Annotated in this window: 23 protein-coding genes; 17 read left to right on the top strand and 6 right to left on the bottom strand. The window is 65.6% G+C overall.

Annotated elements, in window-relative coordinates; all coding sequences use genetic code 11:
• Positions 1-15 precede the first annotated feature (15 nt).
• Positions 16-2,076, bottom strand: a complete 2,061-nt coding sequence (locus ACYU03_RS20315) for a PhoX family protein (RefSeq protein WP_461886417.1) — start codon at positions 2,074-2,076, stop codon at positions 16-18.
• Positions 2,077-2,306: 230 nt separating this feature from the next.
• Between ACYU03_RS20315 and ACYU03_RS20310 the strand changes: the two genes are divergently transcribed.
• Genes ACYU03_RS20310 through ACYU03_RS20255 form a run of 12 tightly spaced genes read left to right on the top strand, consistent with a single transcriptional unit; the run spans position 2,307 to position 12,954 of the window.
• A complete protein-coding gene (locus ACYU03_RS20310) occupies positions 2,307-3,947 on the top strand; it encodes a bifunctional UDP-sugar hydrolase/5'-nucleotidase (RefSeq protein ID WP_461886416.1) in 1,641 nt (546 codons plus the stop codon).
• Positions 3,944-4,369 carry a pilus assembly protein PilZ gene (locus tag ACYU03_RS20305; RefSeq protein WP_461886415.1) on the top strand — a complete coding sequence of 142 codons (426 nt, stop codon included), beginning with the start codon at positions 3,944-3,946 and terminating at the stop codon, positions 4,367-4,369. The genes ACYU03_RS20310 and ACYU03_RS20305 overlap by 4 nt, the downstream gene beginning before the upstream one ends.
• A 3-nt stretch (positions 4,370-4,372) precedes the next feature.
• A complete protein-coding gene (gspD, locus tag ACYU03_RS20300) occupies positions 4,373-6,322 on the top strand; it encodes a type II secretion system secretin GspD (protein ID WP_461886414.1) in 1,950 nt (649 codons plus the stop codon).
• Positions 6,322-7,770 carry a GspE/PulE family protein gene (locus ACYU03_RS20295; RefSeq protein ID WP_461886413.1) on the top strand — a complete coding sequence of 483 codons (1,449 nt, stop codon included), beginning with the start codon at positions 6,322-6,324 and terminating at the stop codon, positions 7,768-7,770. The genes gspD and ACYU03_RS20295 overlap by 1 nt, the downstream gene beginning before the upstream one ends.
• A gap of 3 nt (positions 7,771-7,773) precedes the next feature.
• Entirely contained in the window at positions 7,774-8,976 is a 1,203-nt protein-coding gene (gspF, locus tag ACYU03_RS20290) for a type II secretion system inner membrane protein GspF (RefSeq protein ID WP_461886412.1), read from the top strand.
• A gap of 14 nt (positions 8,977-8,990) precedes the next feature.
• Positions 8,991-9,425, top strand: a complete 435-nt coding sequence (gene gspG / locus ACYU03_RS20285; RefSeq protein ID WP_461886411.1) for a type II secretion system major pseudopilin GspG — start codon at positions 8,991-8,993, stop codon at positions 9,423-9,425.
• Between the two features lie 3 nt (positions 9,426-9,428).
• On the top strand, positions 9,429-9,866 hold the full coding sequence (gene gspH / locus ACYU03_RS20280; protein ID WP_461886410.1) for a type II secretion system minor pseudopilin GspH: 438 nt from the start codon (positions 9,429-9,431) through the stop codon (positions 9,864-9,866).
• Positions 9,863-10,231: a type II secretion system protein gene (locus ACYU03_RS20275; protein WP_461886409.1), complete on the top strand. Its 369-nt coding sequence runs from the start codon at positions 9,863-9,865 to the stop codon at positions 10,229-10,231. Before gspH ends, ACYU03_RS20275 begins: the two co-directional genes overlap by 4 nt.
• The gene (locus ACYU03_RS20270; protein WP_461886408.1) at positions 10,228-10,818 is read left to right on the top strand and encodes a PulJ/GspJ family protein; all 591 of its coding nucleotides are present in this window, start codon (positions 10,228-10,230) and stop codon (positions 10,816-10,818) included. Before ACYU03_RS20275 ends, ACYU03_RS20270 begins: the two co-directional genes overlap by 4 nt.
• Positions 10,815-11,915 carry a type II secretion system protein GspL gene (locus ACYU03_RS20265; RefSeq protein ID WP_461886407.1) on the top strand — a complete coding sequence of 367 codons (1,101 nt, stop codon included), beginning with the start codon at positions 10,815-10,817 and terminating at the stop codon, positions 11,913-11,915. The genes ACYU03_RS20270 and ACYU03_RS20265 overlap by 4 nt, the downstream gene beginning before the upstream one ends.
• Positions 11,912-12,298: a type II secretion system protein GspM gene (gene gspM, locus ACYU03_RS20260; protein WP_461886406.1), complete on the top strand. Its 387-nt coding sequence runs from the start codon at positions 11,912-11,914 to the stop codon at positions 12,296-12,298. Before ACYU03_RS20265 ends, gspM begins: the two co-directional genes overlap by 4 nt.
• Complete coding sequence (locus tag ACYU03_RS20255; RefSeq protein ID WP_461886405.1) at positions 12,295-12,954, top strand: hypothetical protein; 660 nt, start codon at positions 12,295-12,297, stop codon at positions 12,952-12,954. The genes gspM and ACYU03_RS20255 overlap by 4 nt, the downstream gene beginning before the upstream one ends.
• A 13-nt stretch (positions 12,955-12,967) precedes the next feature.
• Here ACYU03_RS20255 and ACYU03_RS20250 read toward each other — a convergent pair whose 3' ends face one another.
• The 4 genes from ACYU03_RS20250 to ACYU03_RS20235 form a co-directional block, all read right to left on the bottom strand.
• Positions 12,968-17,512, bottom strand: coding sequence for a hemagglutinin repeat-containing protein (locus ACYU03_RS20250; RefSeq protein WP_461886404.1), 4,545 nt, complete (start codon positions 17,510-17,512; stop codon positions 12,968-12,970).
• A 29-nt stretch (positions 17,513-17,541) separates the two neighbouring features.
• The gene (locus ACYU03_RS20245) at positions 17,542-19,224 is read right to left on the bottom strand and encodes a ShlB/FhaC/HecB family hemolysin secretion/activation protein (RefSeq protein WP_461886403.1); all 1,683 of its coding nucleotides are present in this window, start codon (positions 19,222-19,224) and stop codon (positions 17,542-17,544) included.
• A gap of 159 nt (positions 19,225-19,383) precedes the next feature.
• A complete protein-coding gene (locus tag ACYU03_RS20240) occupies positions 19,384-19,917 on the bottom strand; it encodes a L,D-transpeptidase family protein (protein WP_461886402.1) in 534 nt (177 codons plus the stop codon).
• Between the two features lie 19 nt (positions 19,918-19,936).
• Positions 19,937-20,491: an NUDIX hydrolase gene (locus ACYU03_RS20235; protein ID WP_461886401.1), complete on the bottom strand. Its 555-nt coding sequence runs from the start codon at positions 20,489-20,491 to the stop codon at positions 19,937-19,939.
• A gap of 133 nt (positions 20,492-20,624) precedes the next feature.
• On the opposite strand from ACYU03_RS20235, the gene ACYU03_RS20230 reads away from it, so the two are divergent.
• The 5 genes from ACYU03_RS20230 to purT all read left to right on the top strand — a co-directional run bounded on the left by ACYU03_RS20230 (position 20,625) and on the right by purT (position 23,846).
• The gene (locus ACYU03_RS20230) at positions 20,625-21,224 is read left to right on the top strand and encodes a CoA pyrophosphatase (RefSeq protein ID WP_461886400.1); all 600 of its coding nucleotides are present in this window, start codon (positions 20,625-20,627) and stop codon (positions 21,222-21,224) included.
• Positions 21,225-21,269: 45 nt separating this feature from the next.
• Complete coding sequence (locus tag ACYU03_RS20225; protein ID WP_461886399.1) at positions 21,270-21,794, top strand: gamma carbonic anhydrase family protein; 525 nt, start codon at positions 21,270-21,272, stop codon at positions 21,792-21,794.
• Position 21,795: 1 nt separating this feature from the next.
• Entirely contained in the window at positions 21,796-21,993 is a 198-nt protein-coding gene (locus ACYU03_RS20220) for a DUF1289 domain-containing protein (RefSeq protein WP_461886398.1), read from the top strand.
• Positions 21,994-22,052: 59 nt separating this feature from the next.
• Entirely contained in the window at positions 22,053-22,520 is a 468-nt protein-coding gene (locus ACYU03_RS20215; RefSeq protein ID WP_461886397.1) for a preQ0 transporter, read from the top strand.
• Between the two features lie 144 nt (positions 22,521-22,664).
• Positions 22,665-23,846 carry a formate-dependent phosphoribosylglycinamide formyltransferase gene (gene purT, locus ACYU03_RS20210; protein ID WP_461886396.1) on the top strand — a complete coding sequence of 394 codons (1,182 nt, stop codon included), beginning with the start codon at positions 22,665-22,667 and terminating at the stop codon, positions 23,844-23,846.
• A gap of 67 nt (positions 23,847-23,913) precedes the next feature.
• Here purT and ACYU03_RS20205 read toward each other — a convergent pair whose 3' ends face one another.
• Positions 23,914-25,218 carry an MFS transporter gene (locus ACYU03_RS20205; RefSeq protein ID WP_461886395.1) on the bottom strand — a complete coding sequence of 435 codons (1,305 nt, stop codon included), beginning with the start codon at positions 25,216-25,218 and terminating at the stop codon, positions 23,914-23,916.
• Between the last annotated feature and the right edge of the window lie 57 nt (positions 25,219-25,275).

The following is a 25,275-nucleotide window of genomic DNA, read 5'->3' as shown; positions in this document are numbered from 1 at the left end:
GTGGAGGAGGCGGGGTCAGGCGATGCCGATCTCGCCGCCATCGTTACGCTGGATCACCACGGTCGAAGCGCGTGGCCGGACGGTGGTGCCCGCTGGTGTCACGGCGGTGGCCACATCGGTATACGGCCAGTTTCCGGGATGCTGGATGTTGATGAACAGCGACTTGTTGTCCGGGGTGAAAGCGATGCCGGTGACTTCGCAGTCGTTCGGACCGACGAAGAAGCGGCGCAGGTCCACCTGGTTCTCGGCATTGACCGGGACCTGCTTGCCATCGGCGTCTACCAGGTTCGTGGGGATCACCGCCAGCATCTGGTCGTTGGTGTAGTTGGTCAGGGTCGACTCGCCATTGTCGGTCTCGAACCAGAGGATGCCGCGGCTATCGAAGCTCATGCCGTCGGGGCTGGCGAACTGGTTCAGTTCGGTCAGGCCGGAGCGGTTGATGTCGGCGGTGCCGGCCGCGTTGGCGCCGAAGACGAAGATGTCCCAAGTCATGCTCAGGTAGTCGTCGCTGTCGTGCCAACGGATGATGTGACCGTGGCGGTTCGGGCCGCGCGGGTTGGCGGCATCCACTGTGTCCGGGGTGCGCGCGCTGTTGTTGGTCAGGGTCAGGTAGACGTCGCCGTTGAGCGGGTTGACCGTGGTCCATTCAGGGCGGTCCATCGGCGTGGCGCCCAGGGCGTCGGCAGCGCCACGGGTGTGCAGGATGATGCCGGCCAAGTCGCCGTACAGTGCGCCGAGCGTGCTGCCGCTGGTGGTTGGGCTGTTGACGTCCAGCAGCAGCCAGACGCCGGTGCCATCGGCATTGAAGCGCGCCACATAGAGCTTGCCCTGGTCCATGTACTTGGCACCGGTGGCCAGGCGGTCTGCAGGATCGGCGTCGGCCGGGTCCCACAGGGCGTCGGAGACGAACTTGTACAGGTACTCGTTGTTCGAGTCATCGCCCATGTACCAGACGACCGGCTTGCCCGCCACCGGCAGGCCGGGGCAGCAGCCTTCGTGGCGGAAGCGGCCCAGCGCGGTGCGTTTGACCGCCCGGGTGCTGCTGTCGTACGGGTCGATCTCGACGATGTAGCCGTAGGTGCTGGCTTCGTTGCGGTAGTCGTCGGTGGCGCTGGCGCCGGTCGGAGTGACGTCGAAGCGGCTGAATTCACCATCCACTTCGCTGGCGTCGCCGGCTGCGGTTTCCCAGGCGTAGCTGGTGCTGGAGGTGGACACACCGATACGCTGCTGGTCAGCCGGACGCGTGCCTTTGTTGACGAAGATGCCTGGCCAGTTCTCTTCGCAGGTCAGGTAGGTACCCCACGGGGTGAAGCCGTTGCCGCAGTTGTTGTTGGTGCCGCGGGCCTGGATGCCGTCGGGGGAGAAGCGGGTCTTGACGTGTTCGGTACCGCGCAGGGGGCCGGAGATGTCCATCAGCGAGGCAGTGGTGAAGCGGCGGTTGAGCGGGTCGTTGTCGACCACCTGCCAGCGACCGTTGACCTTGCTCAGGCGTACCACGCCGGCACCATGGGCGTTGATTTCCTTGCGCACTTCCTCGGCCGGGCGGTTGCCGTTGGCATCGACGGTCGGCCCGGCCGGGTGCAGGGCATCGGCGTCGATGTACTCGAAGTTGATCGCCAGCAGGCCGTCATCGGAGCTGCCATTGATGGGGAAGAAATGCATGCCGTCATGGTGCATGCCGATGGCGTTGGCCTGGTCGGTGGAGGTGTTGCTGCCATCGGACTTCCAGGGGTTGCCGTTGCTGTTGAGCGGGGTGCCCCATGGCGCGATGACGTAGGCGCTGTAACCGGCGGCGACGACACAGGCGTCGGTGCGCGAGCCTGGGATCGAGTCGAACCCCAGTTTGAGTTTCGGGACTTCCGGTTCGGTGACGGGGGGCTCGGTTACCGGGTCGTCATGCGAACTGCCGCCGCCATCGAAACAACCGCTAAGGCCGGTGCCGGCGATCATGGCGATCGCCGCGCCCAGGCCTCCACGAACGACGCTGCGGCGGCTCAGGTAGGTGTCCATGACACTGGCCATCGGCAGGTTGCCGCTCAGGTTCCGGTCCAGGTTGTCGCCGGTATCTCGACTCATCAGTGATTCCTTCTTTTGGTTGAGCTGAGTTGGAAGAAACCGGGACTGTAGAGGGGCAGTGTGATGATTGATTGGCAGTTTTATTAACGGGTTTTTAAAACTGCAGGTTCTTACCAATTGATTTGAAGGATCTTTCCGGAATGACTGTCTGATAACTGCCATTAAACTGTCATCCAAGCTCCGCAATATCCCGGCCCACAGTCAAACAGCAGGGAAGGAAGACGGGGCCGATGGCGAACATGCGCAGACGCGAAGTGATCAGTTGGATGGGCGTTGGTGCTATGGCGCCCTTGCTCGGCGCCTGCTCCGCCATTCCCGGCCAGGGCGCCAGCGGCCAGCCGTCACTGGACCTGCTATATATCGCCGATACCCTGGACGCACGCCAGCCAGGCTTGGCCGTGGTCCCCGCCACCCGCCTGGGGCCGGTGACCCACCTTGGCCGCGCGCCTTGGATGACCGGCAGCAACGCCCGCGGCGGTCATGCCGAACTCGCCCCTTTGCTCGATGCAGGCCTGGCCGACAACGCCCGGCTCGGCGGCTATGCCGTCCTGGCGGCATTGCTCGAACAATTGCGTAACGAAAGTGGCCCAGACCATTGCCTGACCCTGGAGAACGGCCAGGGCTGGAATGGCAGCGGCATGGCCTACCTGACCCAAGGCGCCAGCGGGGTGCAGGGTAGTCGGTTACTGGGCAGCGAAGTGCGGGTGAGCAGCGACGAGCGTGTGCTCTGGCCACAACACTGCGCCGGGCTCTACCGGCAATCCTCCGCGATTACCTTGGGCGCGGGGCTGGCTATGGAACAGGCGCAGGCCTTGGGTGTGGAGGGCGTGCACCTGTTCCGGCGTGCTGGCGTGCGCATCGCCGTGGTCGGGATTACGGACCCCTACGCCCAGGACCAGAAGGCTTCTCTCAAACAGTGGTACCAGTCGCTGCGGCCCAGCTTCGAACAGGCGCGCCGTGAGGCTGACTTGGTAGTGGCCCTGGCCGATGTCGGCACGGGGCCGGGCCTCTGGCTCGCCGAACGGGTACCGGAGGTCGATGTGCTGCTCTGTGCTCGGGGCCAGGATCTTTGGCCGGCGCCTGTGGAGGTGACCCAGACCAGCGGACGGCGTGTGCCGGTGTTGTTCGCCGGTTGCCGAGGCAGCGGCGCGTTCCGTATCCGCTGCCAGCAGGTGGCCGGGCAATGGCAATTCAACGGGCGTTTCTTCCCGGCGTTCGAACACGTGCTTGCACCTGCCGCCCAGGCGCGTGCCGCACAACTGCGTCCGCTATTGCAGCAGGAACGCGCTGGCCATGCGGCCTGGCTGGACCGGCCCCTGGCCCAGGCGCCCGAGGCACTCTGGCGGCGTGACACGCGTGGCGGCAGTTGGGATCGCCTGCTGCACCAGGCCCTGGCCGACGACAGCAACCTGCCAGTGCTGTTGCCAGGCCTGCGCTACGACGTCCCCTTGCGCGCCGGGGAGAGCATCACCCGTGAACACTTGATCTGCCTTACCGGCGGTTATTCCGCGCCGGTGGTCGACGCTCCGGCCCGGCAGGTCGAGCAGGTGCTGGAGAACGCTGCCGAGCAACTCTTCGGCGATCCCTTGCTGCTCGACAACAGCCAGGACTTGCCGCGCTGGCAAGGCCAGGCCTGGCAGGTCAGCTACAGCGCCGTGGGCAAGCGTATCGGCGGACTTGCGCCGAACAAGGGCCTGTGCCGCACCTTCGGCCTGCATTTCGATCCGGGCGCGGGCGAGCCCCTATGGCAACGGGTCGAGGCCTGGCTGGCGCGGCAGCCTGTGAACTGGCGACTGGCATCCTTGCAACTGCCGGAGGTGCGTTACGTGCAAGGGCATCCGGGCTGGCATCCGCGCCAGGTGAGCGCTTGACCCGCATTACACCTCTGCTCGGCGGCCTCTGGCTGGCCCTCGCTGGCTGGTTGGCCGCGCAATGCGTGCTCCAGTTGAGCCGCGAACCGCAAACAGCCAGCGCGCCTGCGCCACGCGAGGCGGCACTGCCCGGGTTGATGGTCGGTCATTGGCAACCGGTTGCCGATACCGGGGCCATCCCCCTGACACGCTTGCCGTTGCAGTACCTCGGCGGGCTCAAGGCCGAACCCTTGAGCGCCACGGTAGTGGTGCTGCGCTATGGCGAGCAGGTGCGCACCCTAGGTCGCGGCCAGCGCCTGGCGCCGGGGATCGTACTGCAAGACATCGACCATGAAGGACTGATTTTCGACAACCAGGGGCGGCGTGAGCGCCTGCCCTGGCCGCCACGGCCCGCCGTGACCGGCTTCAAGCGGCAAGGATGACTGATGATCGCGAGATACTGCCTGGCTGGCCTGCTGTGCCTTGGCCTGTCGCTGGCCCATGCCGAAGAACCGGAAGCCCTGGAGGAGGGCGAAGCTCCCCTGTATGAGGTGAACTTCGTCGACACTGACTTGGGCGAGTTCATCGACAGTGTGTCGCGCATCACTGGCACCACCTTCATCGTCGATCCAAGGGTCAAGGGCAAGGTCACGGTACGCACGGTCGATCGCCACGATGCCGAGGCCATCTACGACATCTTTCTGGCCCAGTTGCGCGCCCAGGGCTTTGCCGCCGTGGACCTGCCCAACGGCAGCGTGAAGATCGTCCCCGACCAGGCCGCGCGCCTGGAGCCGGTGCCGGTGGAGGCCGTCGGCAAGTCCAGCGATGGCAGCGACGGCGTCGCCACCCGCGTATTCAATGTGCGCAACGCCGCCAGCGAGCAGATGCTTGGTATCCTCAAACCGCTGATCGATCCCCGGGTTGGCGTGATCACCCCGTACCCGGCGGCCAACCTGCTGGTGGTCACTGATTGGCGCAGCAACTTGGCGCGGATCGATAGCCTGTTGCGCCAGCTCGACCAGGTCAGCGACGAGCCCTTGCAGGTCATGCCGCTGCAGCATGCCAGCGCTGCCGACACCAGCCAGTTGCTCACCCGCCTGCTGGCCCGCGAGCAGGGCGTCGACAGTGCCCAGGTGGTCGCCGATCCGCGCAGCAATGCTTTGCTGGTACGTGGTAGCGCCGACAGCCGCGAGCGCGTGCGGGCCCTGCTGGCCCAGCTCGACAAACCACGGGAAGACCGGCGCGACTCCAACACCCAAGTGATGTACTTGCGCCACGCCAATGCCGGCGAAGTGGTCAAGGTCTTGCGTGGCCTCAGTGGGGAAGCTGGCGCACCGCCCGCCGAGGGGGACGCTGAAGGCAAGCAGTCGCTGCCTGTCAGCGACTCGGGTATCCGTCTGGAATATGAAGAAGGCACCAACGCCGTGGTCATGGTCGGCCCGGACAGCGAGCTGGCAGCCTACCGCAGCATTGTCGAGCAGTTGGACATCCGCCGCGCCCAGGTGGTGGTCGAGGCGATCATCGCCGAGGTGTCCGACTCCCGCGCGGAAGAACTGGGCGTGCAATGGCTGTTCGCTGACGAGAAGTTCGGTGCCGGTATCGTCAATTTCGGCAGCGGCGGTGCCAACATCGCCAGCATCGCCGGGGCGGCCGCCAGCGGGAACAGCGCCGAACTGGGCAAAGTGTTGTCTGGCATCAGCGGCGCGACGGCGGGCATTGGTCATTTCGGCGGCGGCTTCAACTTCGCCATGCTGGTCAACGCGCTCAAGGGCAAGAGCGGCTTCAACCTGCTGTCCACGCCGACCCTGCTGACCCTGGACAACGCCGAGGCTTCGATCCTGGTGGGCCAGGAAGTGCCCTTCGTCACAGGTTCCGTGACTCAGAACAACGCCAACCCTTACCAGACCATCGAGCGCAAGGAGGTCGGCGTGAAGTTGCGCATCAAGCCGCAGATCAACATCGACGACAGCGTGCGCCTGGACATTGTCCAGGAGGTTTCGTCGATCGCCGACACGGCGGCGGCCAGCGACGTGATCACCAACAAGCGCGAGATCAAGACCAAGGTCATGGTCGAGGACAACGGTCTGGTGATTCTTGGCGGGCTGATCAGCGACGAGCTCAGTACCAGCAACCAGAAGGTGCCGTTCCTCGGCGACATCCCTGGCCTGGGCCGGTTGTTCCGCTCCGACGCGAGCAGGGGCGTGAAGCAGAACCTGATGATCTTCATCCGTCCGCGCATCCTGCGTGACGGCCCGAGCCTCGCCGGCCTGAGCCAGGAGAAGTACCAACGCCTGCAACAGGAAACCGCGCTGCCCTTGCAGGAGGTGGCCGAAGGCACGCCGCTGTTGCAGGTGTTTCCTGCCAGCCGCGCACGTCTGGAAGGGGGTGACTGGTGATGCTGCCTTACCGACTGGCACGCCAAGCTGGCCTGGCCATGGCGCCTTGCACCGAGGGCTGGCAACTGTGGCTGCGTCGCAATGCCGACAGTGATCAGTTGCACGAACTGCTGCGCGTGCACGGCAAACCCCAGGCCCTCGAATACCTTGAGGACGAGGCCTTCGACGAGCGTCTTGGCCAGCTCTATCAGGCAGGCGAAGCGGCTACTGCTGCGTTGATCGAAGGCATCGGCGAGCAGGTCGACCTGGATGGCCTGATGAGCGAGATGCCGCGTATCGAGGATCTGCTGGAGAGCGATGACGAAGCGCCGGTGATCCGTCTGATCAATGGTCTGTTCGGGCAAGCTTTGCGCCTGCGCGCCTCCGATATCCATATCGAAACCTTCGAGCAGAGCCTGGTGGTGCGCCTGCGCGTCGACGGCCACCTGCGCGAAGTGCTGCGCCCGCCACGCGCCTTGTCGGCCATGTTGGTGTCGCGAATCAAGGTCATGGCGCGCCTGGATATCGCCGAGAAACGCCAGCCCCAGGACGGCCGCATCACCTTGCGCGCCGCCGGGCGTGAGGTGGACGTGCGTGTCTCGACCTTGCCGGGCATCCATGGCGAGCGCGTGGTGATGCGGGTCTTGGACAAGCAGGCCAGCCTGTTGGCACTGGACAACCTGGGCATGCCGGCCAGTGTCTTGCAGGGCCTGCGCGCTTGCCTCGGGCGGCCCAACGGCATCGTCCTCAGTACCGGGCCGACCGGCTCGGGCAAGACCACCACGCTCTATGCCAGCCTCAACAGCCTGAACGACGGCAGCCGTAATATCCTCACCGTCGAAGACCCGGTGGAATACGCCATCGCCGGCATCGGCCAGACGGCGATCAACCCGCGCGCCGGGCTGACCTTCGCCAGTGGCCTACGCGCCATCCTGCGCCAGGACCCGGACGTGATCATGCTCGGTGAGATCCGCGACCGCGAGACCGCGCAGATCGCCGTGCAGGCCAGCTTGACCGGCCACCTGGTGCTGTCGACCCTGCACACCAACAGCGCCGTGGGCGCGGTGACGCGGCTGCGCGACATGGGGATCGAACCTTTCCTCATCGCGTCCTGCCTGCGTGGGGTGCTGGCCCAGCGTCTGGTACGCCGCTTGTGCAACTGCGCGGTGGCCCAGCCGTTGCAAGATGCCGAGCGGCGCCTGTGGCCCGAGTTGAACGGCCTGTCCCAGAGCTACCACGCGGTCGGGTGCGAGCACTGCCAGGGCAGCGGCTACACCGGCCGCTTGGGGCTGTATGAGTTCATCGAGCTGGATGCCGGCCTGGTCGCTCTGCTGTACGAGGGCGCCAGCGAGTTGGCCATGCAGGACTACTTGGCCGGACGCCGCCAGAGCCTGGTGGCCATGGCCAGCGATTGCCTGGCCGCAGGCCAGACCAGCCTCGCCGAAGTGCTGCGCGCGGTGCAGGGCTGAGCCATGCCGACCTATCGTTATCAAGCCGTCGACCTGGCCGGCAAGGCCCACAAGGCTAGCCTGCAGGCCGACAGCGAGCGCCATGCCCGGCAACTGCTGCGTGAGCAGGGGCTGTTCGCCCGCCGCTTGCAACGGCACGAAGGCGGCAATGCACAGCCGCGCCGCCAGCGCCTGACCCGCGCCCAGCTGTGTGAGCTGACCCGGCAACTGGCGACCCTCACCGGTGCCGGCATCCCCTTGGTCGATGCACTGGCGACCCTTGAACGACAATTGCGCCAGCCCGCGTTGCACAGCCTGCTGGTGGCGCTGCGCGGATCATTGGCCGAAGGCCTTGGCCTGGCCCGCAGCCTGGCTCGCCAGGGCGCGCCTTTCACCGGCCTGTATTGCGCGCTGGTCGAAGCCGGCGAGCGCTCCGGGCGCCTGGCCCAGGTGCTCGAACGCCTGGCCGGACACTTGGAGCAGGTGCAGCGCCAGCAGCACAAGGCACGCACTGCGCTGATCTATCCCTGTGTGCTGATGGGCGTGTCGCTGGCCGTGGTCATCGGCCTGATGACCTTCGTGGTGCCCAAGCTCACCGAGCAGTTCGCCCACTCCGGGCAGAGCCTGCCTTTGCTCACTTCGTTGCTGATCGGCCTCAGCCAGGGGCTGGTCAACGCCGTGCCCTGGTTGCTGGGCGCGGCCGTGGTGTTGACCCTGCTGGGTGGCTGGCTGCTACGCAAGCCGCACTGGTGCCTGCGCCGTGACGATTGCCTGTTACGCCTGCCACGTATCGGCAGCCTGCTGCAGGTGCTGGAGAGCGCGCGCCTGGCGCGCAGCCTGGCGATCCTCACCGGCAGCGGCGTGGCCTTGCTCGAAGCCCTGCAGGTGGCCACCGCCACGGTCGGCAACCGCCGCGTGCGCCTGGCGCTGGAGCAGGTCAGCCTGCAAGTGCAGGGCGGCAGCAGCCTGCACCGCGCGCTGGACGACAGCGGCCAGTTTCCGCCGCTGCTGGTGAACATGGTCGGCAGTGGCGAGGCCAGCGGCACCCTGGCGGACATGCTCGAACGCGTGGCCGATGACCAGGAGCGCGGCTTTGCCCGCCAGGTGGACACGGCCATGGCGTTGTTCGAACCCCTGATGATCCTGGTGATGGGCGGCGTGGTGCTGTTCATCGTGCTGGCGGTGCTGTTGCCGATCATGCAGCTCAACCAGGGCCTGACACTGTGACAAGGAGCCTGAACATGCACAGACAACACCCGCGTCAGCGCGGTTTCACCCTCATGGAGATCATGGTGGTGATCTTTATCATCGGCCTGCTCATCGCCGTGGTCGCTCCCAGTGTGCTGGGCAACCAGGACAAGGCCATGCGCCAGAAGGCCATGGCCGACCTGGCCACGCTGGAGCAGGCACTGGACATGTACCGCCTGGACAACCTGCGCTTCCCCAGCAACGAGCAGGGCTTGGCGGCGCTGGTGAAGAAGCCGCAGCAGGAGCCGCTGCCTCGGGCCTGGCGTAGCGACGGCTATATCCGCCGCCTGCCGGAAGACCCCTGGGGCACGCCGTACCAGTACCGCTCCCCGGGCGAGCATGGCCGTGTCGATGTCTATTCATTGGGGGCCGACGGCGTGCCAGGCGGTGAAGGCTTGGATGCCGACCTGGGTAACTGGGAGCTGTGACGCATGACGGCCCAGCGCGGGTTCAGCCTGCTGGAGTTGCTGGTGGTGCTGGCCATTGCCGGGCTGATGACTGGGCTCAGCGTGGTTTGGCTCGACAGCAGCAAGGCCGGCGGCGAGCAAGCGTTGTCCAGGTTGGCTGCCATGACCCGTGAACAGGCCGCCCTGGCGCAGCATGTCGGGCAATTGCGTGGCATGCGCTGGAACGGTGAGCGCCCGGAGTTCGTCCGCTTGGCCGGCAGTGGCTGGGAGGTCGAGCCATTGGCGATCGGCGACTGGCCCAAGGGCTTGCATCCGGACTGGCCGGCCAGCCCGTCGCCACGGCTGCTGTTCACACCTGATGGCTGGGGCCAGCCGGGCACTGTCCTGTGGCGCTGGGCGCAAGGCAGGCAGCGCTGGGACTGGACCCGCAGCGGCCAACTGCGCACGGCGGCGGTACCATGAAGCGCCGGCAGCAGGGTTTCACTCTGCTCGAAGTGAGCGTGGCACTGGGTATCGCCGCCGTGTTGGCGGTGATGGCCAGCCAGGCCCTGCGTCAACGTCTGGCCGTGCAGGAGAGCGTGCAGCAGCACCGTCTCGGCGTGCTCTGCGCCCGGGAGCTGCAGGCGCGCTTCAGCGTCGAGCAGTACTGGCCGGCAGGCAACCAGGTCAATGGCACGTTGCACCAAGGCGGCCTGGACTGTCATTGGCAATTGCAGTTGCGCGGGACCGGTGTGAAGGACCTGCGGCGCGGCGAGATGCAGTTGTTCGCTGACCGCGACGGACGCGTGCCGTTGGGCCAGTACACCCTGTTCCTGGTGCGGCCATGAAGCGCCGCCAGGCAGGGCTGACCCTGATCGAGCTGATGGTGGCCATGGCTCTGACCGCGCTGCTCGGCGTCATGCTGGCGGCGTTGGTGAATGGCTGGCTCAAGGTGCGTGAACGGCTGGCCAGCCCCGCCCGGGCCACCCCTGTACTGGAGTTCTGCCTGGCCTTGGAGCGGCGCTTCGACAGCCCGGTGTTGCGCCGCCTGTCCGAGCAGCGCTTGCCGCTGGCACCGCGCTGGCTGGACTGGCAGGCCGACCGTGGGCAACTACTGTGGGTGGCCGCCGCAGCTTGGCCGGCGGTGGATGGTGGCTCGCGCCTGCAACGCCAACGGCTGCGCTTCGATGCCCGCGAGCAGCGGCTGTCGCTGGAAAGCTCCGCTGACCTGTACGCCGCCAGTGCGCCGCGCTGGGTCCTGCGTGAGCAGCTCGACGATGTAACGGCGGTGAACGTTCTCTTTCACCAGGGGGGCCGCTGGCTGGCCTGGCCTTCCGATCAACCCGCGCGCCCGGACCGTGGCGTGCGCCTGGAATTCCAGCGTGATGGAGCACCTTATGCCTGTACCTTTGCCTTGCCCTGGGGGCGCTCATGAAATTTGACTGGCGGCGCCGCTCCCCGGCACGGAGCTGGTTGCTGCTGCGGCCAGGGCTGGGCGAAGGCTCCTGGCACTGGCTGCTGGTGGCCAACGGCGAGCCACTGCGCGAAGGAGACGGCCGGCCGCCCGCTGACTTGGGCGCGCAGGTCGCGCTGATCGTGCCCGGTCCCTTGTGCAGCCACTTCCAGGTGCCGGCGCCGCCGGGGCTCAAGCGTGACGAGTGGCCGTTGCTGCTTGAAGACCGCTTGTTGCAGAGCGGTGACGAGGTGCAATGCGCCTGCTTGTCACGCCATCCGGGGCGGTTGCAACTGGTCGGTGTCGAGCGTCAGCGGCTGGCTCAGTGGTTGAATACTTGCGCCAGCTGGGGGCTGGAGGTCGGACGTTGCTGGGCTGAGTTCCAGTTGCTGCCGGCACCGCAAGCCGGGCATGCGCTGCATTGGCAGCGCGACGGCGAGCTGGATCTGTTCAAGGGCCGTAGCGAAGAAGGACAGGAGCACTGGTTAGCCTGGCCGACGGCACTGGGCAGCGAATTGCCGGCGTCTTGGGGGCAGTTGCGCTACGAACGGCTCGACGGGCGCTGGCCTGCGCGCCTGGCTGTGCTGGAGGGGTTGCCAGGCTTGTTCGAAGTCCGGCGCTCACGCCGACGCTTGAGCCTGCCGCGCAACCAGATGCGCCTGGCGCTGACGTGCCTGCTCTTGGCCAGCCTCTGGGGTGGCTTGTGGCTGGTCCAGCAGTGGCGTCAGGCCCAGTTGTATCGTGCCCAGGTGCTGGCTGTAACCGGCGAGCAGGCCACGCCGCGTCAGGCGGCCTTGGCACTCAAGCGCCTGCAGGCCGTTGACCTTGAGCGGCAACTGCACTTGCGCCAACTCGATGGCCTGCAGGCGCAGTTGCAGGACTGGTTACGCCAGCGTCCCGACTGGCGCCTGCTGGCCGTGCGCTTCGATGGCCAACGCTGGCACCTGCGCCTGAATGGCGAGGACGCCAGCCCGCCATGGCAGGACATGGCCAGCGCGGCGGGCGCGCAGGTCGAGATACAAGCGGACGGCCAACCTGGGCAATGGCAGGTGACCTTCGACCTGGGAGGTGCTTCATGAACGAGGCGCTGTGGCAGCGTTATCGAGTGCCCCTGGCCTGTGGAGTGATCGGTGCGCTGCTGGCGACCCTGGTGGTGCGCGAAGGCATCGGGCAATGGCGCCAGCTGGCCCAGTGGCGGGACTTGGCCGAGTTGGCGGCGACCTTGCAGGAGGGGCCGTCCCTGGGCCTGGAGCGGTTGCAGCAATCGGCCCAGGCCCGGCAGGTCCGCTTGCTGGATGTCGATACCCAGGGCGATGCCTGGCAACTGCGAGGGCAGGTCGAGGATGAGCAGGTCTTGCAGGACTGGTTATTGGCCTTGCAGGCCGAGGGAGGACGCCCCCTGCAATGGGGAGTGGAGCAAGATGAAAGCGGCTTGCGCTTCGACTTGCTGGTGCAACCATGAGCCGGCGTTCGCTGTTGTGGGGGATGCTGGTGTTCGGCCTGACCTTGCTGGTGGAGTTGCCGGCCAGTTGGTTGACGCGTTGGCTGGCGCTGCCTGTCGAGGGTGTCAGCGGCAGCCTGTGGCACGGCCAGGCCCGGCAAGCGGGGCCTGTCGGGCCGTTGCGCTGGGACTGGCAACCCTGGCGCCTTTGGGCCCAGGCGCAGTTCGGCTACCAAGGTCAGGCCTGGCAGGTGCAGTTGCAAGGGTGGCCCTGGAACTGGCGGGCGGACCTCCAGGCCGATGGAGCGCAACCTACTGCGCTGTCGGATTACCGGCTGGCAGGGCAATGGCGGGGCGCTATCCATCTGCTTGGCGCTGGCCGGCAATGCCGTGGCGCCGTGGGACGGATCGCGGCGGATGACTTGGCCCTGGTCGCCCCTTGGTCACTGGCGCTGGGCCAAGGCTGGCTGCAGATCGACTGCAGCGACGGCTGGCGCCTGGTCGGCCACATGGCGCTGGCGCAGCAGCATCAGGCGGCGTTGGATGCCGACCTGCTGGCACGCCAGGCGCAGCTCGACGTCGCCGTGCAGGCCGACGCCGCACTGTTGCCCCTGTTGCGCAGCAGCCAGTGGCTGGGACCGGAGGCGACGCGCCTGCAGCGGCGCATCACCTGGTAAGGCCGGCAGCGGCTCAGGGTTGGCGGACCTCCTTTTGCTGCAGGCTAGAGGCCAACTGGCTACTGCGGTCATGGCCGCTGGTCCGCAGCAGGCCCAGGTCAAGGGCGTTTTCGCCACTGCTGGCATCCCTGTTCTTGATGGCGTCGACCACCGCGGTGGTCAGGTCGACCGGTGCGTTGGAGGCATCCAGCGCAACGTCACGACGGTAGTCGCGGCTGTTGAGGGTTTCCTGGGTGACTGGGCTGCCGCCCAGATCGATACGGCCATTGGCCGCGTGCAGCTTGGCGCCAGTCAGCCGAGTCTCGCCGGTGACCTGGAGGTCGATACCATCGCGGCCACTGAGGGTGCTCTGATGGGGGACGGTATCGCTCTGGGTCCGGGACAGGTCCAGGCTGAAGGTGGGGGACAGGCCCGGTTCGGCCTTGCTCAGGGTCGGCCCGGCTTTTTCCGCGACCTTGCCGCCAGCGGGGCCGGCCAGCGCCGTGGCCGCATTGGTATAGCCCTGCGGATTCTTCTCCTTGCTCAGGCGGCCATCGACCTTGAGTTCCAGGCTATCGACACTGTCCTTGCGGCTGGCGACCACTAGGTCCCCGCCAACCTGACCTGTCACCTGTTTCGCGTCGACCTGGGCGCCTTCCAGGCGCGTGTCGTCCAGGCTGTCGATGACGATGCGGTCGGCCCGCAGTTGGCTGTTGCCGTGGCTCAGGTTGTTGCGCTTGTCCATTGCCACCTGGACGCGGCCATGCAGACCAGAGGTGTTCAGTTCCGCAGTCGCGCCCTGGGCCTTGTTGAAGCCGGCTCCGGCCTTGATGTCGAGATTGTCGCGCCGGTCAGTGTTGCTGGACGACTCCACCAGCATGCCGCCGTGCTCGGTCTTCAGGTCGATCTGGCCGGCTGAAGCTTGCAGTCCTTGCAGGTGCAAGGCCTGGTCTTCGCGGGCATGGCTGGCCAGGCTCAGTTGCTTTTTGGCGGTGAAGCTGGCGGCGCTGGCCGTGGTGGCCTGTTCATCGATGCGTCCGCTGCCGATGTGGCCGCCGAGGCTGCCACCGCTGCTGGTGCCTTTCTTCCCACTCGCCTCCAAGCCTCCGCCCAGTTGGCTGCCTTTTGCTTCATGGGTATTGCTGGCGGCCTTGACCTGTAGCAAGCCGTCACTGTCCAGGCGGATATTCTCTACCTTGGCGTCACGGCTGCCGATACGGGTGCCTTCGAGCAGCAGATCGCCGCCGCTTTTTATGGTGACGTCGCCCTTGGCATCGATCTCAGCGATCCTGGCCTGGGTGTCCTGGTTTTGCTGCTGGCGGTGGTTGAGGTAGCCCCGGGCTTCCAGTCCAGTGCCCAGGGGGCTGTTGCCGCCCTTGGCCCAACCGTTGCCGTCCAGGCTTTTCTCTTCCTGGCGATGGCGGTCGGTGGCCTGGGCCAATGTCAGGCTGCCGGCGCTGGTCAACGCCAGCGAGCCTTCTCCGGCATCGATGCGGCTACCTTCGTAGCGGCCATCGCTGCCCAGTTGCACCTGGATGCCTGTTTGCCCATAGAGGCTGCCAGGACGGGCAGTTTCGCCGACGTTGCGCTTGTCCAGGGAGCCGCCTTTACCGGCCAGGCGCACATTGATGTCTTCGCCGGTGTTGGTGTCGACGCGCAGGTCCGTGTCGAAGTCCAGGCGTTGCACATGGTTCTGCTGGGTATCCCGGGCGGCATTGAGGTGGTGACTTTGCGCTTGGATTTGCAGCTTGCCCTGGGTAGCGCGGTAGGCCGTACCCTGATCGTCGATCGTTGTGGCCTTGACCGTCACGGTCCCCCCCGTGAGTTCGCTGACTTGCGCAGTCCCTTTGATGTCCTCGGCCTGGCGGCTGAGATGGCTCAGGGTCAGATCGGCGCCTGCGCTCGGCGCGGCGAGGGAGTCCTCGACCGATGCCTGCTGGAAACGGGATGCTTCCTGGCCGTTGATCAGGTTCTCGATGGGCCGGGTCAGGCCTCGGTATTCCACGCTGCCACCGAGGCTGCCACGCCAATTGTTGGTGGTTTGGCTCCGTTTCTGGCGATCTTCCACGACGCGGTTTTCCACCTGCTCTGCCTCGACCAGCAGTTGTTTGCCGGCATCGACTTTCGCTGCTTCGGTGACCAGTTCAGAGGCGGTGATCTTCACATCGCCGCTGGCGCCCAGTTCGCTGCGTTGGTGGAGGGTGTCCTGTTCGCTCAGGGTTTCCTGGTTGCGATGCCCTTCGAAAGCACTGCCAAGCCGGTCTATCCCTCCGCTGAGAGCCAGGCCGCCACCGCTCTGGGTGGTGCTGGTCTGTGCGTTCTTTTCGTTGCGGCTGGCGCCCAGGGTCAATTGCTTGGCCTGCAAGACAAGGTCACCGTCGCTGGCCGAGACTTTCGAGCCATTCACCTGCAGGTGGGCGCCATTCTTGATGTCCACCGAGGCCCCGCTCAGTTCGCTGCCCACCTGGGTATTGTGGGTTTCCTTACGGGTGACCTGCTTGACCTCGTAGCTGAGGCTGGCGTTGTACTGGCGGGACTCGGGTTTGCCGTCTTGCGCTTGCTGGGTCTGGCCGGCGCTGGCGGTGAAGCCTCTGTCCTGTTCCGAGGTCTCCTGGCTGACTTGTGCCTGGGCACTGGCGATGCTGATGTCCTTCTGCGCCTCCAGTTGCAGCTGTTGGCCGGCACTCAGCCTGGCACCGTGGACCTTCAGTTCATCCGCACTGGCCAGGCGCAGGTTGCTTTTGGAGGATACGTCGCTGACCAGCACGTCCTGGGTGCTGCTGTTGTGCTCGCGCTTCTTGCCGATCAGGCCGAACAGCTTGCTGTCACTTTCATGCTGGCTGGAACTGGAGGTGCTCTGTGCCGACTCTACCGACAGCAGCGCTTTGTCGCTGTAGAGGATGGCGTCCCCGGTGCTGTCCAGCGTGCTGCCTTTGATACCTACCCGGTGGGCAGACACGCTCAGCTCACCGCCCGACTGTACGTGGCTGCCGACGGCCTGCTCATCATGGCGGTCATCGCCCGCGCGGTCGCCGAAGAAGGTGCCGGAAACCAGGTCGCCCCGGTAGTCTCGGCTCGAACCTTGGTGTTTGAGTAAGGTATCGGTAATTTCTACCTGCTGGGCCTTGATGGTCATGTCGGAGCGGCTTGTCACGCTGCTACCTTGCAGTTTGAAGTCGCCGCCCGAGCTCAAGGCGACCTGCTCGCCGTGCAGGCGGCTTTGAACGGCCTTTTCCTGGTACTGGCTTGAGTCGGAGTCGCCGCGCCAGAGGTGCTTGCGGTGCCTGACCTTGACGTCTTCCTGGCTGCTGTCGTGCACGGCGAGGATGCCCATCTGGCCTTTGCTGTCGGCGCTCAGGGTGCCGCCCGCCTCGACCTTGGCGCCTTTGAGGCGCATGTCCTGGCCGGACTGCAGGGCTACATCCGCGGAAGCCTGCAGTTCGCTACCCACGTGCTCGCGGTCGGTCCGGGTGGCTTCGCGGCTGTAGGTCTCAGTGGTAATGAACCATGCCTTCTTGTTCCAGCTGTCGCGGTCACGCTTGATGGCTTCCCGGGTCTGGGTGCTCAGTGTCAGGTCCTTGCCGGCCTTGACGTCGATCCGCTCGGCCTTGCCGACCGTGGCGCTCAGCTCCAGGTCGTCGCGGGCGCCGAGCGACAGTGTGCCTTGCTCACTGTGCAGCAGCGCGTGCTTCTGTCCGGTGCCGTTGACCGTCAGGCTTCCGGACGAGCTGATGTGAATGCCGTCTCGTCCAGCCACGTCCACCGCCCCCATGCGTACGCCTGCGCCTTCGGCCGTGCTGACGATACGGATACGTCCGGCACGCATGGCGCCGAACAGGCTGGCATCGAGGCTCGACGAGGTGCCCGGCAGGTGTCGCAGGACCTGGCCGCTGGCGGCATCGATACGGTTGCGGCCTGCGGTCAGTGTCAGGTCGTCGCGGGCTTCGAGCGGCCCCAGGCTCTCGATGCGCGGGGCGATCAGTTCGAGGGCGCCCTCGGCGTTGCTCTGACCGTCTTTCAACACCTGCAGCGAACCGCTGGCCTTGAGGGTGTCGAGGTGCTTGAGTTGCTGCTCCTGGATATCGGGGCTACCTACCAGGAAGCCGGCGCGGGTGGTGTTGATGAAGCTGCCACCATTGAGGGTGATGCCGTTGGGGTTGGCCAAGACGTAATCGGCCGGGCGGCCGAAGATCTCTTGCGGGCCTTCGATCAGCGACGCGTTGCGGCTGATCACTTCATTGAGAATGGTCGAAGCGGCCTGGCCCTGGAACTGCGGGTTGGCGGCAAGGGCGCCGGCCAACTGCGACTGGCCCGCCTGTGTGGCGTTGTTCAGCACCAAGCCGGGTTTGCCGACGTTGTAGTCGAGAAACTGGTTGTGTGACAGGCCCCGGGCATTGGGTGCAACGATGTCGATGACCGGTACGCCATGGCCATTGTTGATCAGCGGTGTGCCGCCCGGACCGCTGGCCGGGGTCAGGCCACCGTCGGCGAGGGCCGCGCAGGGGGCCAGCAGGCAGAGGAAAATGGCCCAGCGCAAGATGTCGGGGCGTAGGTCGAGGTGGGAGGAGGGGATGTTCACAGTGGCTCTCTCTCTTTCTTGTTGGTGAGTCAGATGTTCAAGGCCCACTCCAGCACCCAAAAGCCCGTTTCCAGATCCTGGTGGGGTTTGTCGCTGGCATGGAGGGCGCGCTGGTAGTCGAACCGCAAGCGGCTGCCGGGAAAGCTCAGGGAGAGACCGGCAGCGGCGCCGGCCAGGCGTTGTCCGGGGCTTGCCTGGGTGTAGCGCGCCCAGCCGAGGTCGAGGCCAAGGTGCGGGCGCAGTTCGACGGTGGCCGGCAAAGGCAGGGGCAGGGGGTAACTCAAGGTATTGCGCCAGACAGCACCGGTGGCCCCGGCGACGCTGTGCTGGCGAAAGCCGCGCACGGCCGTGTCGTCGCTGAGCCACAACTGTTCGATGGAGGGGAGGGGATCGCTGCTGTATTGCAGGTTCAGTTCGCTCTGCCAGCGCCAGGGCCGGTTCACAGGCCCCTGGCGCAGGTGCAGGAGGTTGGCGCGGTACTTGCGAAAGTGTGGTTGTGGGCTGCTCTGGCTCAAGGCATTGCGGTCGGCGCCCAACCCGTTCACGCCTTGTGACAGGCCCAGGTAGGCATTCCATAGGCCGTTTTCCAGCCAGAGCAGGTTAAGGCCCATTTCAAGCGTGGTCAGGGTTGGGCTTTGCAGTCGCGTGACCTGACCGGCCTGGCGGTTGACCAGTTGCTTGCGGTCCAGTCGTGCTGTTGCGCTGAGCAGGCCCTGCTGGTTGCGCCACAGGGTGCGTTCCAGGCTCAGGCCATGGAAGGTGCTTTCGCCATTGCCCGCCAGGTGTCCGCCCGGCAGCGGCGCCCGGTAACTGAGGCGGCTGGCGTTCAGGCCGAAGGTCCAGGGCCCGTAGGGAATGTTGTAGTAGATACTCAGGCCCCTGGCCTCGCCGGGTGCCTGGGCAATGGTCGACGTCAGCGAGAGGCGCAGGTAGTCGTTGAGCCCTAGCGGACTGTCCAGGCCTAGGCCGAGGCCAAGGCGGTGACGGCCGGTCAACGGGCTGCCACGGTTGTCGTAGCTGCTGTCCAGGTGCCAGCGCGGGTCGACACGACGGGGCTGGATGACGACCCGGGTGCCACCCTCGAATTGCCCCGGGAGCAAGTCGGCACCCAGGTCGAAGGCACGCAGGCGGTTGAGCTGGTCCAGGCCCTGCTCCAGATCTGGAAGGTACAAGGGCCGGCCCAGCAACTCGGGAAAGGCGCCGCGAAGGGACAGGGGAAGTTCAGGGTCGGCCAGCTCGACGGACTCGACGAAGCCCTCGACGATCTGGATGTCCAGCGGCGCGCCAGGTTGGGGACTGTGTGCCAGGAATGGTCGGCTCGTTGGGTAGCCCGCCTGCACATAGCGCTCGGTGATGGCCTTGAGCAACTGGTTGATGTCGTTCACACCCATACAGGGACGGATCAGCGGGCGCAACGCCTCTTCGAGCTTTTGCCCTGGCAGTCGCCTGTTGCCCGCCAGGCGCACAGCGGAAACCGGCCAGCAGCGCTGGTCTTGCTGCGGGGGAGCATCGGCGTCGATACTTTCGCGTGGCTGGGCGCGCCGTTGCCATTGCTGCAGGCGCTGTTGTCGTTCCAGTTGCTGGATCTGCTGTTGCTGGTCGCGCAGTTGCTGGCTGGCCGGGTCGTTGGCCGTGGCAAGGGGGGCGATGAGCAGGCTTAGCCACAGCACGGCAAAGCGCAGGCTGGCCCGGTGGAGCGAAGATCTCGGCATGGCAGAATCCTGCAAGCGGCGTACGACTCAGGTACTCGTTTGCGTGGATTCTAAAAATGTCGCTATTCGCTTGGATGCGGTCCCGTGCCGAGCAAGATGTCGGGCGTGTACCGTTTCAAGGTAAGGTATTTCCGGCGTAAAGCACCGGAAAGCAGGACTTCAGGGGCGGATCTCGATCAAGGTGCCGTCCTTGACCAGGTTCCAGACTTCGCGCATGTCATCGTTCTTCATGGCGATGCAGCCTTCGGTCCAGTCCAGGGTATGGAAGTACCACTCGGGGTACTCTTCGTTCAGCGGTGTGCCGTGGATCATGATCATGCCGCCGGGATTGACGCCTTCGCGCCGGGCGCGGGCTGAGTCACTGATGTTCGGATAGGAAATGTGCATTGCCAGGTTGTAGCGATCGCTGACTTTGCGCCAGTCGATCCAGTAGAAGCCCTCGGGGGTGCGTTTGTCGCCCTCCTGCAACTTGGTGCCCTTGGGCTGCTTGCCCAAGGAGATGCGGTAGGTCTTCAGCGGCTCGCCTCGGCTGATCAATTGCAGACGGCGTTCGGACTTGATCACCAGCACTTTGTCGATGCTCGGGGGCGCCGAACCCAACGCATCCACCGGCTTGCGGATGATGGTTTCGGTGAAGGCCGCCTGGGATACCGAGGCCACGGCAAGGCAGAAAAGGGCAAGCAACCAGCGCATGAAACCGAATCCCTGAAAACTAGGTGTTGGGTGACGAGACATTCATCGGCGGCAGGTATTCATTGCCTATCGGATAGTGCTGCTCGATGCGGTCACGATAATAGCATTCTAGGGTACGAGCGACGGTGCGGAAAGCCAGTTCCCCCCAGGGGATCTCGCTTTCCTCGAACAGCCGCACCTCGAGGCTTTCGATGCCCACGGCAAAGTCCAGGTCGGCCAGTTCGGCACGGAAGAACACGTGCACCTGGTTGATGTGGGGCAGGTCGAACAACTGGTACAGGCTCATTGGGCCCACGCGGGCACAGGCTTCTTCCACTGTTTCTCGACGGGCGGCCTGCTCCAGGGTCTCGCCGTTCTCCATGAACCCGGCTGGCAGGGTCCAATAGCCCCGGCGCGGCTCTATGGCCCGCCGGCACAACAGGACCTGACTGCCCCAGATCGGCAGGACGCCCGCGACGATGTTCGGGTTCTGGTAATGAATGGTCTGGCAATAGTCGCAGACGTACCGCAGGCGGCTGTCGCCTTCGGGGACTCGCTGGATGACTGGCTGGCCGCACGCGCTGCAGAATTTCATGCTTTCATTCCTCTAGGGGCTGCCTATCTTGGCGTGCTTGCCGACAGCCCCGCAAGCCGCTTCCAAGCAGGACTTGGGTGCCCCGCGGCTTTGGTGCATCATGCAGGGTAGGCCCTGGAATCGAGAGTGTGCAATGCTGGACGAGCTTCTTCGCCGAATGAGCAACCATACCCCGGCTTCACTGGAAACGGACCGCCGTTTTCCTGAAGCGGCGGTGCTTTTGCCCATCACCCGCAGCGAAGAGCCGGAACTGGTATTAACCTTGCGTGCCAAGGGCCTGTCGACCCACGGGGGGGAAGTGGCCTTCCCAGGGGGGCGCCGCGACCCGGAAGACCCGGACCTGGTGTTCACCGCCTTGCGCGAGGCCGAAGAGGAAATCGGCCTGCCGCCGGGGCTGGTGGAGGTGATCGGCCCGCTCAGCCCGCTGATTTCCTTGCATGGCCTGAAGGTCACGCCATTCGTCGGGCTGATTCCCGATTACGTGGAATACCAGGCCAACGATGCGGAAATCGCGGCAGTATTCAACGTGCCGCTCGATTTTTTCCGCCAGGACCCGCGCGACCATACCCACCGCATCGATTACCAGGGACGCAGTTGGTACGTGCCCAGTTACCGCTATGGCGAGTACAAGATCTGGGGGCTTTCGGCGATCATGATCGTTGAACTGGTCAACCTGCTCTATGACGCGCGCATCGATCTGCAACGACCACCCGAGCGTTTCATCCAGAATTGAGCGGGGTTTCACCCGCCAGCACCGCCGTACTGTGAGGAGCTTTCCATGAAATACCGCCTGGGCGACCTGCGGGTCGAGACCCACCCCACCAGTTGGGCCGCGCCGAACGCCACATTGATCGGCAAGGTACGCCTGCAGGCCAGGGCCAATGTCTGGTTCGGCGCTGTGCTGCGCGGGGACAACGAACTGATCGACATCGGTGAAGACAGCAACGTGCAGGACGGCACGGTGATGCACACCGACATGGGCTCGCCGCTGACCCTCGGCAAAGGCGTGACCGTCGGCCACAACGCCATGCTGCACGGCTGCACGGTGGGCGACTACAGCCTGGTCGGCATCAACGCGGTGATCCTCAATGGCGCGCGGATCGGCAAGCACTGCATCATCGGCGCCAACGCGCTGATCCCTGAAGGCAAGGAGATCCCCGATGGCTCGCTGGTCATGGGGTCGCCCGGCAAGGTGGTGCGCGAGCTGACCGAGGCGCAGAAACGCATGCTCGAAGCCAGCGCCGCGCACTATGTGCACAATGCCGAGCGCTATGCCCGTGACCTAGCGCCACAGGATGACTGAGATGAGCAACCCGGAACGCCCGGTCGCCTCGCCCTGTGTCAGCGTCTGCGCGCTGGATGAGCAGGACATCTGCGTCGGCTGCCAGCGCACGGTGGCGGAAATCACCCGCTGGGGGCGCATGGACAACCAGGAGCGCCGCGAGGTCTTGCGCCTGTGCCATGAGCGGGCGCTGGCGGCAGGGCTGATCTTCGGTCAGTGAGCCCTTGGCCACGGACGGCCGCTACAGTACCCTGTGCGGCTTGCCCGATGGTCGAGTCCATGTTCTATCTCATTGCCTATATCAGCAGCGTAGTGCTGATCAACTACGCCTTTTCCAGCGCTCCGCACCTGGACGTGATCTGGTCCGCCTGGGGCGGCCTGGTATTCATCCTTCGCGACATGGTGCAGACCCGCTACGGGCATGGCGCGCTGGTCGCCATGCTGGTGGCGCTGGTGTTGTCTTACGCGACCTCCGAGCCTGCTATCGCTCTGGCCAGCGCCACTGCCTTCGCTGTCTCCGAACTGATCGACTGGCTGGTGTTCAGCATCACCCGTCGGCCGCTGCGTGACCGGCTGTGGCTGAGCTCTGCACTGAGCATCCCGGTGGACACCTTCATCTTCTTTGGCATGATCGGCGCCCTGACCCCGGCCGTGGCCGGTACTGCGCTGGCCTCCAAGTTCGGCGGAGTGACCGTGGTCTGGCTGGCCATGGCCTGGCGGGCACGCAAGGGGGCGCTGGCCACGTAGTCTTGCTGTAGGCGAGGACTACGTCCTCGGTCCGCTGCGATGGGGGCGAATCAGCCCCAAAGGGCAATGTGGGGTGTAGAATACCGGTCCTTTTCAGCGGCTGTCCCGCAGCAGGGCGGCCCCGTATGCCTTCGAGGACCTGAGATGACCCGTATCGGAACCCCATTGTCGCCCACCGCGACCCGTGTACTGCTCTGTGGTTGTGGCGAGCTGGGCAAGGAAGTGGTGATCGAGCTGCAGCGCCTGGGCGTCGAAGTGATCGGCGTGGACCGCTACGCTGACGCGCCGGCCATGCAGGTCGCCCACCGCAGCCATGTGATCAACATGCTCGACGGTGCTGCCTTGCGGGCCGTGATCGAGGCCGAGAAGCCCCACTACATCGTTCCCGAGATCGAGGCCATCGCCACGGCGACCCTGGTCGAGCTGGAGAACGAAGGTTTCAACGTGGTGCCCACTGCCCGCGCCACCCAACTGACCATGAACCGCGAAGGCATCCGTCGCCTGGCCGCCGAGGAGCTGGACCTGCCGACCTCGCCGTACCATTTCGCCGACACCTTCGAAGACTACAGCAAGGCTATCGAGGACCTCGGCTACCCCTGCGTGGTCAAGCCGGTGATGAGCTCCTCGGGCAAGGGGCAGAGCCTGCTGCGCAGCGCCGACGACCTGCAGAAGGCTTGGGATTACGCTCAGGAAGGCGGCCGCGCTGGCAAGGGCCGGGTGATCATCGAGGGCTTCATCGATTTCGACTACGAGATCACCTTGCTGACTGTCCGCCATGTTGGTGGCACCACCTTCCTCGCACCGGTGGGCCACCGTCAGGAGAAGGGCGACTATCAGGAGTCCTGGCAGCCCCAGGCCATGAGCCCCAAGGCCTTGGCCGAGTCCGAGCGAGTGGCCAAGGCGGTCACTGACGCGCTGGGTGGTCGCGGCCTGTTCGGCGTCGAGCTGTTCGTCAAGGGTGACCAAGTGTGGTTCAGCGAAGTGTCGCCGCGTCCGCATGACACCGGCCTGGTGACCCTGATTTCCCAGGATCTGTCGCAGTTCGCCCTGCATGCGCGGGCCATTCTCGGCCTGCCGATCCCGGTGATCCGTCAGTTCGGGCCTTCGGCATCGGCGGTGATCCTGGTCGAGGGTCAGTCGCAGCAGACCACCTTCGCCAACCTGGGCGCGGCGCTGAGCGAGCCGGACACTGCCATTCGCCTGTTTGGCAAGCCGGAGGTCAATGGCCAGCGGCGCATGGGGGTTTGCCTGGCCCGTGATGAGTCGATCGAGGCTGCCCGGGCCAAGGCGACCCGGGCTTCGCAGGCGGTCAAGGTCGAACTCTGAGGCTGCACCGTCAAAGCCAGAAGCCGCAAGCGTTGCACTATCGCTCTTGCAGCTTCTGGCTTGGCGCTTACAGCTGGTTGTTTCGCGTCTCTTTCAAGCACAGCACGGCAATCAGGCTGAGCACGGCCGCCGCTGAAACATACCCGCCAACCCAGCTCAATCCCCCCATGCTGACCAGCTTCTGGGCAAAGAAGGGTGCCGCCGAGGCGCCGACGATGCCGCCCAGGTTGTAGGCCGCCGAGGCGCCGGTGTAGCGCACGTGGGTCGGGAAGAGCTCCGGCAGCAGCGCGCCCATCGGGGCGAAGGTCACGCCCATGAGGAACAGCTCGATGGTCAGGAACAACGCCACTCCGGTGGTCGAGCCCGAGGTCAGCAGGGGTTCCATGGTGAAACCCGAAGCCACCGCCAGCAGGCCGCCGACGATCAGTACCGGCTTGCGCCCGTAACGGTCGCTGAGCCAGGCCGACAGTGGCGTGGCCAGGGCCATGAAGACCACGGCGAAGCACAGCATGCCAAGGAACGACTCACGGCTGTAACCCAGGGTCGAGACGCCATAGCTCAGGGAAAACACCGTGGAGATGTAGAACAGGGCGTAGCACACCACCATCGCCGCAGCGCCCAGCAGGGTCGGCAGCCAGTAACGGGCGAACAGGTCGACTACCGGCATCTTCACCCGCTCGTGGCGTGCCACGGCCTTGGCGAACACCGGGCTCTCTTCCAGCTTCAGGCGCACATAGAGGCCGACGATGACCAGTGCGGCGCTGAGCAGGAAGGGAATGCGCCAGCCCCACTCGCGGAACTGCTCGTCACTGAGCACCAGTGCCAAGGTGAGGAACAGGCCGTTGGCGGCAAGGAAGCCGATCGAGGGGCCCAGTTGCGGGAACATGCCGAACCAGGCGCGCTTGCCTTCCGGGGCGTTCTCGGTGGCGAGCAAGGCCGCGCCACCCCATTCGCCACCAAGCCCCAGCCCTTGGCCGAAGCGCAGGATACAGAGCAGGATCGGTGCCCAGGCGCCGATGCTATCGTAGCCGGGGAGGACGCCGATCAGCGTGGTGCATACGCCCATCAGCAGCAGCGAGGCGACCAGGGTCGACTTGCGTCCGATGCGGTCGCCGAAATGGCCGAACAGCGCCGAGCCCAGTGGGCGGGCCAGGAAGGCGATGCCGAAGGTCAGGAAGGCCGAGAGCATCTGTGCGGTGCCCGACCCCTGGGGGAAGAACACCGGGCCGATGACCAAGGCGGCGGCAGTGGCGTAGACGTAGAAATCATAGAACTCGATGGCGGTGCCGATGAAGCTGGCGGTGGCCACCCGCGCAGGTGAGTTGACCGGGGTGGCCGGGGTCGAGTCGACATAGGTACTGCTGGTTGTCATTGCGTAGGTCCCTGACAGTCGGGGCTCCATCGGCATTGTCTGCGTGCGGGCCCAGGC

The organism is Pseudomonas sp. X10 (genome assembly GCF_054889225.1).
Note: the sequence above shows the minus strand (reverse complement) of the source record. Positions and strands in the feature narration are given on the sequence as shown.

Bases quoted from the DNA above. Each gene is read 5' to 3' on its own strand.
- ACYU03_RS20220 (WP_461886398.1), top strand. From the start codon at position 21,796: ATGAGCAACCCGGAACGCCCGGTCGCCTCGCCCTGTGTCAGCGTCTGC.
- ACYU03_RS20310 (WP_461886416.1), top strand. From the start codon at position 2,307: ATGGCGAACATGCGCAGACGCGAAGTGATCAGTTGGATGGGCGTTGGT.
- ACYU03_RS20225 (WP_461886399.1), top strand. From the start codon at position 21,270: ATGAAATACCGCCTGGGCGACCTGCGGGTCGAGACCCACCCCACCAGT.
- gspM (WP_461886406.1), top strand. From the start codon at position 11,912: ATGAACGAGGCGCTGTGGCAGCGTTATCGAGTGCCCCTGGCCTGTGGA.
- ACYU03_RS20255 (WP_461886405.1), top strand. From the start codon at position 12,295: ATGAGCCGGCGTTCGCTGTTGTGGGGGATGCTGGTGTTCGGCCTGACC.
- ACYU03_RS20295 (WP_461886413.1), top strand. From the start codon at position 6,322: ATGCTGCCTTACCGACTGGCACGCCAAGCTGGCCTGGCCATGGCGCCT.
- ACYU03_RS20245 (WP_461886403.1), bottom strand. From the start codon at position 19,224: ATGCCGAGATCTTCGCTCCACCGGGCCAGCCTGCGCTTTGCCGTGCTG.
- ACYU03_RS20205 (WP_461886395.1), bottom strand. From the start codon at position 25,218: ATGACAACCAGCAGTACCTATGTCGACTCGACCCCGGCCACCCCGGTC.
- gspH (WP_461886410.1), top strand. From the start codon at position 9,429: ATGACGGCCCAGCGCGGGTTCAGCCTGCTGGAGTTGCTGGTGGTGCTG.
- ACYU03_RS20230 (WP_461886400.1), top strand. From the start codon at position 20,625: ATGCTGGACGAGCTTCTTCGCCGAATGAGCAACCATACCCCGGCTTCA.
- ACYU03_RS20270 (WP_461886408.1), top strand. From the start codon at position 10,228: ATGAAGCGCCGCCAGGCAGGGCTGACCCTGATCGAGCTGATGGTGGCC.
- ACYU03_RS20240 (WP_461886402.1), bottom strand. From the start codon at position 19,917: ATGCGCTGGTTGCTTGCCCTTTTCTGCCTTGCCGTGGCCTCGGTATCC.
- gspD (WP_461886414.1), top strand. From the start codon at position 4,373: ATGATCGCGAGATACTGCCTGGCTGGCCTGCTGTGCCTTGGCCTGTCG.
- ACYU03_RS20315 (WP_461886417.1), bottom strand. From the start codon at position 2,076: ATGAGTCGAGATACCGGCGACAACCTGGACCGGAACCTGAGCGGCAAC.
- ACYU03_RS20235 (WP_461886401.1), bottom strand. From the start codon at position 20,491: ATGAAATTCTGCAGCGCGTGCGGCCAGCCAGTCATCCAGCGAGTCCCC.
- gspG (WP_461886411.1), top strand. From the start codon at position 8,991: ATGCACAGACAACACCCGCGTCAGCGCGGTTTCACCCTCATGGAGATC.
- ACYU03_RS20215 (WP_461886397.1), top strand. From the start codon at position 22,053: ATGTTCTATCTCATTGCCTATATCAGCAGCGTAGTGCTGATCAACTAC.
- purT (WP_461886396.1), top strand. From the start codon at position 22,665: ATGACCCGTATCGGAACCCCATTGTCGCCCACCGCGACCCGTGTACTG.
- gspF (WP_461886412.1), top strand. From the start codon at position 7,774: ATGCCGACCTATCGTTATCAAGCCGTCGACCTGGCCGGCAAGGCCCAC.
- ACYU03_RS20265 (WP_461886407.1), top strand. From the start codon at position 10,815: ATGAAATTTGACTGGCGGCGCCGCTCCCCGGCACGGAGCTGGTTGCTG.
- ACYU03_RS20275 (WP_461886409.1), top strand. From the start codon at position 9,863: ATGAAGCGCCGGCAGCAGGGTTTCACTCTGCTCGAAGTGAGCGTGGCA.